Annotated in this window: 13 protein-coding genes; 11 read left to right on the top strand and 2 right to left on the bottom strand. The window is 61.6% G+C overall.

Features of this window, described 5'->3' with window-relative positions; translation table 11 throughout:
- Nucleotides 1-8 precede the first annotated feature (8 nt).
- Nucleotides 9-518, bottom strand: coding sequence for a hypothetical protein (locus tag ACWTV1_RS04845; protein WP_498504338.1), 510 nt, complete (start codon nucleotides 516-518; stop codon nucleotides 9-11).
- A gap of 102 nt (nucleotides 519-620) precedes the next feature.
- Between ACWTV1_RS04845 and ACWTV1_RS04840 the strand changes: the two genes are divergently transcribed.
- The 11 genes from ACWTV1_RS04840 (at nucleotide 621) to ACWTV1_RS04790 (ending at nucleotide 10438) form a co-directional block, all read left to right on the top strand.
- Entirely contained in the window at nucleotides 621-1103 is a 483-nt protein-coding gene (locus tag ACWTV1_RS04840) for a CarD family transcriptional regulator (RefSeq protein WP_100388339.1), read from the top strand.
- A gap of 111 nt (nucleotides 1104-1214) precedes the next feature.
- Nucleotides 1215-2420 carry a 2-C-methyl-D-erythritol 4-phosphate cytidylyltransferase gene (ispD, locus tag ACWTV1_RS04835; RefSeq protein ID WP_498504337.1) on the top strand — a complete coding sequence of 402 codons (1206 nt, stop codon included), beginning with the start codon at nucleotides 1215-1217 and terminating at the stop codon, nucleotides 2418-2420.
- Between the two features lie 320 nt (nucleotides 2421-2740).
- Nucleotides 2741-3448 (top strand): PTS glucitol/sorbitol transporter subunit IIC, encoded by a 708-nt coding sequence (srlA, locus tag ACWTV1_RS04830; protein WP_100388341.1) that lies wholly within the window; start codon nucleotides 2741-2743, stop codon nucleotides 3446-3448.
- A 2-nt stretch (nucleotides 3449-3450) separates the two neighbouring features.
- Nucleotides 3451-4506, top strand: a complete 1056-nt coding sequence (srlE, locus tag ACWTV1_RS04825) for a PTS glucitol/sorbitol transporter subunit IIB (protein WP_498477105.1) — start codon at nucleotides 3451-3453, stop codon at nucleotides 4504-4506.
- A 54-nt stretch (nucleotides 4507-4560) separates the two neighbouring features.
- Complete coding sequence (locus ACWTV1_RS04820) at nucleotides 4561-4935, top strand: PTS glucitol/sorbitol transporter subunit IIA (protein WP_100388342.1); 375 nt, start codon at nucleotides 4561-4563, stop codon at nucleotides 4933-4935.
- Nucleotide 4936: 1 nt separating this feature from the next.
- A complete protein-coding gene (locus ACWTV1_RS04815) occupies nucleotides 4937-5338 on the top strand; it encodes a transcriptional regulator GutM (RefSeq protein WP_341619327.1) in 402 nt (133 codons plus the stop codon).
- Between the two features lie 127 nt (nucleotides 5339-5465).
- A complete protein-coding gene (locus ACWTV1_RS04810) occupies nucleotides 5466-6791 on the top strand; it encodes an NAD(P)H-dependent oxidoreductase (RefSeq protein WP_498504336.1) in 1326 nt (441 codons plus the stop codon).
- A gap of 14 nt (nucleotides 6792-6805) precedes the next feature.
- Nucleotides 6806-7780: a thiamine pyrophosphate-dependent dehydrogenase E1 component subunit alpha gene (locus tag ACWTV1_RS04805; RefSeq protein WP_498504335.1), complete on the top strand. Its 975-nt coding sequence runs from the start codon at nucleotides 6806-6808 to the stop codon at nucleotides 7778-7780.
- Between the two features lie 5 nt (nucleotides 7781-7785).
- Entirely contained in the window at nucleotides 7786-8820 is a 1035-nt protein-coding gene (locus ACWTV1_RS04800) for an alpha-ketoacid dehydrogenase subunit beta (protein WP_100388346.1), read from the top strand.
- Between the two features lies 1 nt (nucleotide 8821).
- Entirely contained in the window at nucleotides 8822-10102 is a 1281-nt protein-coding gene (locus ACWTV1_RS04795; protein ID WP_498504334.1) for a dihydrolipoamide acetyltransferase family protein, read from the top strand.
- Between the two features lie 78 nt (nucleotides 10103-10180).
- The gene (locus ACWTV1_RS04790; RefSeq protein WP_100388348.1) at nucleotides 10181-10438 is read left to right on the top strand and encodes an HPr family phosphocarrier protein; all 258 of its coding nucleotides are present in this window, start codon (nucleotides 10181-10183) and stop codon (nucleotides 10436-10438) included.
- Nucleotides 10439-10660: 222 nt separating this feature from the next.
- On the opposite strand, the gene ACWTV1_RS04785 is transcribed toward ACWTV1_RS04790, so the two are convergent.
- On the bottom strand, nucleotides 10661-12076 hold the full coding sequence (locus ACWTV1_RS04785) for a PTS galactitol transporter subunit IIC (protein ID WP_205030316.1): 1416 nt from the start codon (nucleotides 12074-12076) through the stop codon (nucleotides 10661-10663).
- Nucleotides 12077-12170 lie beyond the last annotated feature (94 nt).

Raw genomic sequence — 12170 nt, 5'->3', positions numbered from 1 at the left:
AAGTGAGGCTATTCGCTGAGAGCGCTAGCCGGAGCGAGGTCGGCGTAAATAACGTCGTCGCTCGCCATTACGGGAACCAGCAGCTCTTGGCCGCTGTCGTTTTCGAACTGGAAGTAGATGGGGAACAACTGCCCGGCACGGATGCCTGCATCCGCGATCACGATCATGTCGCCATCGACCTCGGTGCCGTAGCTCTTGACTTCACCAGAGGTGACCGGCTTGGAGATGTCGATGCGTTCGCCCTCGGCCGACTCGTACTGCATGCGCAGGCTGCCGCTCGAGGAGCTGGTGTTGATGATGGTGACCATCAAGCTGACGGCGGACTCGTCATCGTTGCTGATGGCGAGGACGTTGCGTACTTTGACGTCGCCGACTTCGGCGCCGATACCGTCGCTGGGGTCGTAGTGGTTCAACGTCGCGGTAGGCGTAATGAACGAACAACCGGCGGTGCCCACGAGGAGGGCTCCGGCGATGAGGGCGGAGGCTGCGGCGCGTGTTGCGCGAGTGCGTACTGTCACAAATCCATCCTAATAGATAGCTGCGCCGAGTGCTTTACTTAGGCAACCCTTACCATGCGTTTACTGTGATAAACTGGGTTTTCTTCGAGAGGACCACTATTCATGTTGTTTGAGGTCGGCGAGACTGTCGTTTATCCCCATCACGGTGCTGCAACCATCACCGAGGTTAAGAAGCGCACCATCAAGGGTGAAGAGAAAATCTATCTCAAGCTCAATGTAACTCAGGGTGATCTCACCATCGAAGTGCCCGCAGAGAACGTTGATCTCGTGGGCGTTCGCGACGTTATCGGTCGCGAGGGGCTCGACGCTGTGTTCGAGGTGCTTCGCGCGCCGTTCACTGAAGAGCCCACTAACTGGTCGCGCCGGTACAAGGCCAACCTGGAGAAGCTTGCTTCGGGTGACGTCATCAAGGTTTCTGAGGTCGTTCGTGACCTCTGGCGCCGTGACCAGGATCGCGGCCTTTCGGCTGGCGAAAAGCGCATGCTTGCGAAGGCACGTCAAATTCTTATCTCTGAGCTTGCGCTCGCTGAGAAGACTGACGAAGACAAGGCATCTCTGGTTCTCGACGAGGTTCTCGCTTCATAACCCCTTAGCCCTGACTGTGTATTCACAGGAGAGCATGGGTAGGCTGATTCGCTACGTCTTTTTGGCGGAGGAGTATTTCCTCGCCCATCGATTTGGAGATACCCGCCTCATATGAATCCACAGATTAATCCCCGCGTCGCCGTGATCCTTCTCGGCGCCGGGAACGGCACCCGCCTCGGTCGCAACGAGCCAAAAGCTTTCGTTCACTTGGCGGGTCGTCCTACTCTCAGTCGCGCTCTCGAATCCGTTTTCGGAATGGCGGAGCCGACTCAGGTAATCATCACTGTTCCGAAGTCGTATGGCCCCATCGCCAAGCAGCTCGCGCGCTCGGTCCCCGGCGGCCGTGATCGGGAGCCCGTGATTATCGTGGGCGGTTCCACGCGCCAGGAGTCTGTTGCTGAGGCCCTCAAATTTCTCGAATCGAGCATCGACGTAGTTCTCGTGCACGACGCGGCACGCCCGCTCACGCCGAGCCTTGTCTTTGACTCGGTTGCCGCAGAAGTGCGCAGCTCGAACGCTGGTGTCGTGCCCGGCCTTCCGGTTGCCGACACGATTAAGCGTACGGATGACAACAATCAGATCGTCGAGACCGTCGACCGTTCCGTGCTCATGGCGGTGCAAACCCCGCAGGGCTTCCCTCGTGGCCAGCTCGTAGCTGCCCATGAGGCCGCTCAAGAAGAGCACACCGACGATTCAGCTTTGGTCGCCGCTGCGGGCTACCCGGTGTCCATTATCGCGGGCGACCCCATGGCCTTCAAGATCACTACCGCGTGGGAGCTGCGTCGCGCCGAGCAGCTCTTCACCGAGTCTGCTGCCACCAGCATCCGAGTCGGTACTGGTACGGATGTGCACGCGTACGACGACACTAAGCCTCTGTGGCTTGCTGGGCTGCACTGGCCCGACGAAGTCGGCCTCCGCGGTCACAGCGACGGCGATGTTGTCGCTCACGCGATTTGCGATGCCATGCTCTCGGCCGCGAAGCTCGGCGATCTGGGCAGCGTATTCGGCACGAGCGACCCCAAGTTTGAAGATGCCCATGGTGATGTCTTCTTGCGCGAAACCCTCTTTCTCATGCGGGAAGCCGGCTTCGAAGTGGGCAACGTCTCCGTTCAGCTCATTGGAAACCACCCGATGGTCTCGCGCCGTCGTGTAGAGGCTGAAGGGTTCTTGAGCGGGATTCTTGGCGCTTCGGTGAGCATCGCGGGCACGACCTCCGATGCGCTCGGCTTCACGGGCCGCGGCGAGGGCATGGCGGCAATCGCTACGGCACTCGTACATGCGCGCACGGTCGCCGAGGCCACTCACAACCGCGAGTAGTCGCTTTGGGCGGTGCCGCGCGATCGCGCGGTTGCCCGGCGATCCACTTGTGCGCACGCCGCTGAGCTCGTTGACGCGCGGTTATTCCGCGTAGCGAATCGCCGCGTTCGAAACCAGAGCGAACCTGAGCAGTAATTTCTTTCGCTCATGCCTTGGTCGATTGCTTGCGAGCCTGATATACCTGTTACTACACGACTGTGAGTCCGATGCTCACAATTGTGCAAATGCAGTACCAGGGTCGATGGGGACACACACCTCACGTCACGCCACCGGCCCTGACAGGCGCCGACAACGAAGTTGCGGCTGGAGAAAGGTGTGAGATGCAATCTGTTCTGGACACGATAATTTGGGCGGCTGATTCGCCGCCAGTACCGGCCAGCGACAACCCGATCATTCAGGCCCTCACCTGGGGTGCTACGCACTTCATCGGCCTGTTCAACGCATCGGGTGAAGCTCTCGTTGGTCTCGCAACCGGCATTCTGCCGACGCTGATCGTGCTGCTCACGTTCATGTACGCGATCACCACCTGGGTGGGCGAAGCACGCATGACCCGCGCAGTACAGTGGTCAGCTCGTTGGGCCATTACTCGCTACACCCTCATGCCCATCATCGCGGTCATCGTCTTGACCAACCCGATGGCGTACTCCTTCGGCATCTATCTACCCGAACGACAGAAGCCGGCGTTCTACGACTCTGCAGTGTCATTCGTGCACCCTGTCACCGCCTTCTTCCCGCACGCTAACGCTGGCGAGATCTTCGTCTGGGCGGGTGTCTCGGCTGGAGTGCTCTCCATCGCTCCCGAAAAGTACCCGCTGCTCGCGCTGCTGTACTTCGGTACCGGCATCGTCGTTATCTTCATTCGCGGAATCGTCACCGAGTGGATCACCAAGCTGCTCATTCGTCGCCAGGGCCTCACGGCCGTATTCGACGAGTACGACCGCGAATTCGCCCGTGCAAGCGAGCGTTTCATCGAGGCAAAGTCGACCAAGAAAACCGGATCCTCGGTTTCCACTGAAGGGGCGGTGTGATCATGAGCGAGAACACCTACAGAAACGTATTCGTCAAGCCCGGTAACGGCGGCTGGGGCAAGGGGCTCCTCCTCGAGCCGAGCGCAGAAAAGAACGTCGTTCTCTCGGTTACCGGTGGCGGAATCCACCCGGTCGCTGCGCGGATCGCCGAGCTCACTGGTGCAGAAGCTGTTGACGGCTTCACCAACAGCATTCCCGAAGAGCGCGTTGTCGCTGTCGTGATCAACTGTGGTGGAACTGCCCGCATCGGCGTCTACCCCAAGAAGCGCATGATGACCGTCGACGTCTTCCCTGGAGAGCCCTCGGGCCCCCTCGCGAAGTACATCACCGACGACGTCTTCGTTTCCGCTGTCGGCACTGACAACGTTGAGCTGGTTGATGGCGAGCACGCCTTCGCGACTCACGCCGCTGAGGCATCCGCTGCATCCGAAGCTGCTATCGGCAGCCCGGCCCCCTCGGGAGCCTTCGGCACGAGCAACGTTCAGCACTTCACGGCTCAGACGACGACCGGTGGCGGCTTCATCGGTTTCTTCTCGAACATCGCGACGCGCTTCGGTTCGGTCATCGGAAACATCATCAACACGTTGCTCTCGTCTGGTCGCCAGACGGTTCAGCTCGTGCTGCAGACGATCCTGCCGTTCATGGCCTATGTGAGCCTCTTGATCGGTTTCGTCACCTACTCGGGACTCTCGGATCTCATTGCGCAGGCAGTGACTCCGTTGGCCTCGAACCCGATCGGACTGATCCTGCTTGGTGTGATCACGGGACTACCGTTCCTGTCGCCCATTCTGGGACCGGGCGCGGCTATCGCTCAGGTCGTCGGTGTACTCATGGGTACACAGATCGCCGCTGGCGCACTGCCGGTGCAGTACGCACTGCCGACGCTGTTCGCCATCAACGGTCAGGTTGGTTGTGACTTCGTGCCCGTGGGCCTCGCCCTGGGAGAAGCCAAGCCGGAGACGGTTGCAGTGGGTGTACCCGCTGTGCTCTTCTCTCGCCTGATCACGTCACCGCTGGCAGTCTTGATCGCGTGGGGCGCAAGCTTCGCGCTGATCTAAGCACCACCGCCAGTACAACCACCACACGCAACAGCAGAGAAAAGCGAGACAGCAATGACTACCTATTACCGCAGCGAGGTCACGTCCATCGGAACGGACGCCACCGAAATGTTCGACGGAGGAGTGGTGATCTTCTTCGGAGAACCCTGCCCCGCCGAACTGGCTGAGGTAAGTGTCGTTCACACTGTCACGCACCACCACCCGCAGCGCGATCCCCAGCCGGGCGACGTGCTGCGGGTGGGGGACTCTGAAGTCACCATTACGGAGGTCGGCGAGATTGCGGCCAACAACCTCCGCACGCTCGGCCACTTCGTGGTCTACAGCGACCCAGAAGACAGCCAGAAGATTCTCCCCGGCGCCATTCACGCGAAGGGCACGCTATCGCTGCCCGACGCCGGCGTCACCATTGAGCTCATCGAAGGTAGTTGACATGGATACCGGCTTCGCACTGCTGCTGATCGCAGCGCTCGTTCTGAGCGTTGTGTTTAGCCTCCTCCAACAGCGCACGTACTCGCGTGCCACTAAGCGTCTCGGAACAAGCTTCATTGGCGCGAAAGACCATTTCTTGGTCTCGGGCCGCGGCAAGCACTTCCTCCGCGGCGCCATCGTTCTCATGGTCGTTGATGCCTCAACGAGCCGCATCGTGGCCGCCGAGGCCATGGTCGGCAGCACCGTTCTCGCGCGCTTCAAGCCGCGCCCCGAGCTAATCGGTGATCTCGACACCGCAACGCTGCGCACCAAAGAGAAGATGATGACCGCAGCCGTGGACTACGCCACCAAGCAGTACTGGGTGACGTACAAGCGCAACGTCGCAGCGGCAGCCCGCAAGTAGCGACATCACTCGTTCGGGTGTTTCGGCATCCGACATTGCATCGTCGTTCCCGACGGGGCATACTAAATACACATACTTGATTAACAAGCGCACATAAGTGCATCAACGTGGTTTCAAAGGGGTAGTCATGGGTTACACAAACAAACTGCTTGCGCGTCAGCGTGAGGTCGGTCGTCCCGTTCGTATCGGTCTCGTCGGCGCAGGCCAGATGGGCTCCGGCTTCATCGCCCAGATCGCTCGCCAAAAGGGCGTCGACATCACCGCCGTCGCCGACATTGCAATTGACCGTGCCGTAGGTGCTCTCGCTAACGCCGGCATCACCGACGTCGACCAGTCAGCAGACCTCGAGACGCTCGCCGCCACGATCGAAGCCGGCGGCCACGTTGTCGTCAACGACGCTCTCGCCCTTCCGAAGCTTCCCATCGACATGGTCATCGAGTGCTCGGGTGTTCCCGAGATCGCCGCCAAGGTCGCTCTCGCTTCGCTGCTCGGTGGCAAGGATGTCGCCCTCATGACCGTAGAAGCTGACGTTACCGTCGGTCTCCTCCTGGCTCGCATCGCCGCTCAGACCGGCAACATCTACACGGTCTGCCGTGGCGATGAGCCCGTTGAGTGCCTCAAGCTCGTCGAGTACGTCGAAGACATCGGTCTCGACGTTGTTCTCGCCGGTAAGGGCAAGAACAACCCCCTCAACGAGACGGCTACCCCCAGCAGCCTCGAAGAAGAAGCAAAGACCAAGGGTATGAACCCGCGGATGCTGTGCAGCTTCGTCGATGGAACCAAGACCATGATCGAGATGGCTGCCCTCGCTAACGCGGCAGACCTCGAGCTCACGAAGCGTTCGATGCACGGACCGGCCGCAACGGTGCCGACCCTGCAGGACATCTTCAAGCCCATCGAAGACGGCGGAATCCTCGACCGCAGCGGTGTTGTCGACTACGCCACTGGCCCGGTTGCTCCCGGTGTGTTCGTTGTTGCTAAGGCAACCGACCCCGTTGTGCACGAGGAGCTCAGCTACCTCAAGCTCGGTGAAGGCCCCTACTTCGCGTTCTACCGTCCGTACCACCTCGCGAGCGTCGAGGCAGTGCTGTCGATCGGTGAGGTCATGATCGACCGCCAGCCGTCGCTTGCTCCGATCGCCTGGAACGCAGACGTTTCTGCCACGGCTAAGCGCGACCTCAAGGTCGGCGAAAAGATTGACGGCATCGGTGGCGAGCATGTCTACGGTGACGCTGTACCGGCAGCCGAGGCCAAGGCTGGTCGCGAACTGCCCATCGGTCTGGCATCGGCCGGCACGCTCATCCGCGATGTCGCCAAGGGAACTGCCGTCACGTACGACGACGTGCAGCTCGACGAAACCAAGACCATCGTGATTTTGCGCAAGCTGCAGGATGCCCTTCTGGCCGATGGCCAGTTGCAGGTTCCCGCTCTCGCTTCGCTGCTCTCCGCCTAAGAAAGGTGACAACTATGAATACGCAGATCGTTGCGAACCGCGAACTCGCGGCAGCCAGCCTCGCCACCATGTGGAAGATCCGCCGCTTTGAAGAAGCAGTGGAAGACCTCTACGGCCGTGGATTGATGCACGGCACGATGCACCTCTCGATCGGTCAAGAGGCCGTACCGACCGGTGCATGCCTCGCCCTCAACAGGGACGACTACATCACCTCGACGCACCGTGGTCACGGCCACTGCATCGCTAAGGGCGCCGACATGGAGCGCATGATGGCTGAGCTTCTCGCGAAAGAGACTGGCTACTGCCGCGGTCGCGGTGGTTCGATGCACATTGCGGATACCGCAACCGGAAACCTCGGTGCCAACGGCATCGTGGCTGGTGGCGTTCCGATCGCTACCGGCGCAGCGCTGTCGGCCAAGATGCGCGGCACCAAGCAGGTTGCTGTCAGCTTCCACGGCGACGGTGCGATGGGTGAGGGTGCCTGGCACGAGGGCGTTGTGCTCGCGGCCATGTGGCAGCTTCCCGTGGTGTTCCTGTGCGAAAACAACCTCTACGGCATGTCGATGTCGTCAGAGAAGGCCTTCAATCTCGACCAGCTTTCTGACCGCGCGAAGGGCTACGGCATCCCCGGAGTGACCGTTGACGGTAACGATGTTCAGGCTGTCTACGACGCCACGAAGGAAGCAGTTGACCGCGCTCGTGCCGGCGGCGGACCGACCTTCATCGAAGCGAAGACGTACCGCTGGCGCGGACACTCGAAGTCGGACAAGAACCTGTACCGCACTCGCGACGAGATCGATGAGTGGCGCGGCAAGGACCCGATTCCGCTGTTCGAAGCTCAGGCTCTCGCCGCCGGTGGCCTCACGCAGGCTGACATCGATGCCGTTCGCGACAACGTGCGCACCGAACTGCGCAGTGCCGTTCAGCGCGCCAACGCTGCGCCGGACGCCACCGCTGACGACCTTCTTTCCGCCGTCTACGCAAGGTAACGACTATGACTATTGAGACGACCGCGGCACAGACCGCAGCGCCCGCGACGGGCGAAACCGTAACCATGACCTACTCCGAGGCTGTTCGCGACGCTATGCGTATCGCGATGGCCAAGGATCCTGCCGTCTTCATCATGGGTGAAGACGTCGGAACCTACGGCGGCGCCTTCGGTGTCACCGGTGAGCTCATCAACGAGATCGGCCCCGACCGCGTTCGCGACACCACCATCAGCGAGCTCGGCATCATGGGCGCCGGTGTCGGTGCCGCGATGACGGGCATGCGCCCGATCGTCGAGATTCAGTTCTCTGACTTCACGGCTCAGGCCATGGACCAGATCGCTAACCAGGCAGCGAAGATTCACTTCATGCTCGGTGGCGCAGTGAACGTTCCGATGGTTATCCGCGCGCCGGGTGGTTCGGGAACGGGTGCTGCCGCGCAGCACTCCCAGAGCCTCGAAGCCTGGTTTGTTCACATCCCCGGTCTCAAGGTTGTTATGCCGGCAACGGCGGATGACGCCAAGGGCCTGCTGCTCTCGGCCATCGACGACCCCAACCCCGTCATGGTCATCGAGCACAAGCTGCTCTACAAGACCTCGGGCGAGGTTCGCACAGGCGACATCCGCACGCCGCTCGGCGTCGCTGCGGTTCCCCGCGAGGGCAAGGACCTCACGATCATCGCCACCGGTGTTGAAGTGAGCCGCGCGCTCGAAGCAGCTGAGATTCTCGCGGCCGACGGCATCGAAGCGACCGTGGTTGACCCGCGCACGCTCAAGCCGCTCGACAGCGACACCATCCTGCGCACCGTCAAGGCCACCGGCCGCGTTCTGCTCGTGCAGGAAGCGGTGCGTACACTCGGCTTCATGTCTGAAGTGTCTGCCATCATCTCCGAATCGGATGCCTTCGGCTACCTTCGCGCGCCGATCAAGCGTCTTGCTGGCCTCGACATCCCGATCCCGTACGCTCCCAAGCTCGAGCGCGCTTCGGTGCCGCAGGTCGAAGACATCGTTGCGGCGGCCACTGATCTCGTTCGGAAGTGGTGACATGTCTGAGCTGCCTCTGACAATGCCCAAGATGTCCATGACCATGGAAGAGGGCACCATGGTCGCGTGGCTCAAGCAGGAGGGTGACTCGGTTCGTTCCGGGGAGCCAATCTGTGAGGTCGCGACCGACAAGGTTGACATGGAAGTGGAGTCGCCCTTCGACGGCGTACTCGCTCGCATCATCGCCCAGCCCGATGAGGTGTACGCGGTGGGAGACACCATCGCTTTCATCACGACAGAGGCCGATGACCTGCTCGGTGGACTCTTTGACGAGCCCGCAGCTGACGCTCCCGCTGCCGCTCCGGCCGCTGCGGAAGTAGCTCCGACTGCCGTACCTGCCCCCATCGAGACCGGGTGGATCCCCGCTGTTCCGGCCGCTCGCGGTGCCGCCGCCGAACACGGCGTTGACCTCTCGTCGGTCACGCCGACCGGGCCGGACAACACGGTTCGTTTGTCGGATGTTGAAGCAGCTGCTGCCGGAACCCCCGCAGCGTCTGCTGCTGCTCCGGTCGCGGCTCCTGCTGCACCGGCCGCGCCTGTTGCTCCTGCTGCTCCCGCTGCCGCTCCAGCGGCCGCTGCAGCTGCCGCTCCAGCTGCCGCTGCACCGGCCAAGGCTGTTGACCCGGTGGAAGCTCGCCGCCTGCGCACCCGCAAGCAAGTTGCCAAGGTGATGACGGCATCCGCTCTCGTTCCGCAGTTCACTGCCTATGTTGACCTTGACCTGTCAGCGTTGGCTGCCGTGCGTAAAACCACACTCGGTGGCGCTAGCTGGACCGCACTCTTTGTGCGGGCTCAAGCGATCGCTCTGGCCGAGAACGCTGCGCTCAATGGCACCTGGACTGATGAGGGAGTCGTCGCCAACGAGCACATCGGGATCGCCCTCGCGATCGATTCGCCATCGGGGCTCCTCGCACCGGTGCTGAAGAACTCGCACGAGGGAACACTTGCTGAGCTGGTCGCTGAGATCGCCGGTGTCGTGGACGAGACGCGCAAGGGCACTCTGCCGCCCGCGCGACTCGGCGGCGGAACAAGCGTATTCTCGAACCTGGGCGGATTCGGCGTGGAATCGTTCAACGCACTATTGACCCCACCGCAGTCGACGGCTCTGTCGTCGGGCGCCGTCAAGCCACGCATGCGCGTGTTCGACGACGAGACCTTCGGTGTGCGGTTGAGCTGCACGATCGGTCTCACCGTCGATCACCGTGTAGCGGATGGTGCTGATGCCGCACGCATGCTCGCGACCATCACGAACCTCGTCGCGAATCCGGAGCGTTTGCTCTAGAGTCGCAACCCGCCCGCGGGTCCTCCCAGCCGCGTTCCTCAAGGGGCGCAGTCCACCACGTTTCGAAACAGGTACACAATGTCAGAACGCACAGCCACAATCGTTTCCCCCTCGGGCCTCCACGCTCGCCCCGCTGCACTCTTCACGCAGGCGGTCAGCAAGAGCGGCTTGAAGATCACCGTTGCTAAGGATGGCAAGGCTGTTAACGCCGCCAGCATCCTCGCCGTGATTTCGCTCGGAGTCTCTCAGGGCGAAACCGTCACGCTGGCTTCCGACGACGAGGGCGCTGACACTGTGCTCGACGAGCTCGCAGAACTGCTCGCTACCGTCGAATAGCAATCACCACAGAAGGCCCGCACCGATTGGTGTGGGCCTTCTGTGCGTTAACGGGTGTGGTGCAGCGGTTAGCTGACGAGCCCTGTGCGCCGTTCTGAGCGCCGAATACGCCCGTCACTGGCCCGATGGCGGTCCAAGGGTTCGTTCGTGAGCTCTCGACGCGCACAAAAGCCCCGCTCCTTCCTGGGGGAGCGGGGCTTTCGGCGGCGAAGCTAGACCTGGTTAGGCCTTAGCTGCTTCTTCGTCGGATGCGGCTGCGGCATCCGCTTCGACCTGAGCACGCACGATGTCGCGCTTCTTTTCGAGGCGGCTCACCCAGTAGGCGAATCCGAGGGAGAGCACGGCGAGGACCGCGATGGTCCAGCCGCCGAGGTTTGCTACTCCGAAGAACAGACCGGTCAGGGGGTTTGCTCCGTCAACGAGCGACGAGATGAGCTGCGAACCCTGCGTGTCGCTGAAGCCCGAGGCTTCGGCGATGGCCGTGAACTGCGGTGCGGTTGCGGTGGCGATGAAGAGGCCGATCGCAATAACGATGGCGCCACCGATGACGGAGCGCACGATGTTTCCGCGGAAGATCGGAACCATCATGGCCACGATGAACGGCAGCGTGGCGAGGTCAACGAGCGGCAGCACCTGGTTGCCGAGCGGAGCAAGGGCAATAGCGATCAGCACGGTAACCGGAACCAGTACGAGCGACGTCGCGAGCACGGCGGGCTGGCCCACGGCGATAGCGGTGTCGAGACCGATGTAGAACTTGCGACCGGGGAAACGCTTCTGAACGAACTCGCGAGCGGAGTCGGAGACCGGGATGAGGCCTTCCATGAGGATCGAGACCATGCGCGGCAGAAGCAGCAGAACGGCAGCGAGGCTGATGGCGAGTACGAGGATAGCGATGGAGTCTTCGCGCGGGTTGTCGAAACCGAAGCCGGCGAGACCGATGATGATTCCGAGTACGAGACCCAAGATCATCGATTCACCGAAGACACCGAAGCGCTTCTCGATGGTCTGCGGGTCTGCCTTCAGGTTGCGGAAGCCGGGGATGCGGTCGAAGACCCAGTTGAAGGGGATCGCGAACAGGATGTACGGCGCGCTGGTTCCGTGGGGGAACGAGATGTCGGGGAAGTTGAAGTACTTCTGAATCATCGGTGCCGAGAGGTCGGCGAGAGCCAGAACGATCACCATGTGCACGGCGGCCGCGGCGATACCGATCCAGAAGTTGTCCGTAACGGCTCCGACAAGAGCGCCAACGAGCGCGAAGTGCCAGAAGTTCCACAGGTCAATGTTGAACGTGCGGGTAAGGCCCGACCACAGCAGCAACATGTTGACGAGGATGCCGACAGGAATAATTACCGCCCCGATGGTGGATCCAAAGGCGATGGCTGCGCTCGCGGGCCAGCCCACGTCGAGAACCGTGAGGTTCACGCCGAGGTTCACGGCGAGGGCCTGAGCAGCGGGACCAACCGTGCCGGCCATGAGCCCGATCACGAGGTTGATGCCGATGAAGCCAATACCGATCAGCACACCGGCACGCAGTGCCTGGCTGAACTTTTGGCCAAGGATCATGCCGAAGATCGTGATGAGGATCGGCAGGGTAACGGAGGCTCCAAGAGCCGTGAGGTAGCTGGTGATATTTGTCAAAATATCTTCAATAATGTTCAACGCTGAACGTCCAATTCTCTGAGGTTTGTCGAGGCTGGGGAGTGAGCGCGCGGCAGTACTGCGCGCGTGCTCG

It is taken from the genome of Salinibacterium sp. VpJ6, assembly GCF_059767345.1.
The sequence above is the reverse complement of the archived record's forward strand: the minus strand, read 5'-3'. Positions and strand labels throughout refer to the sequence as shown.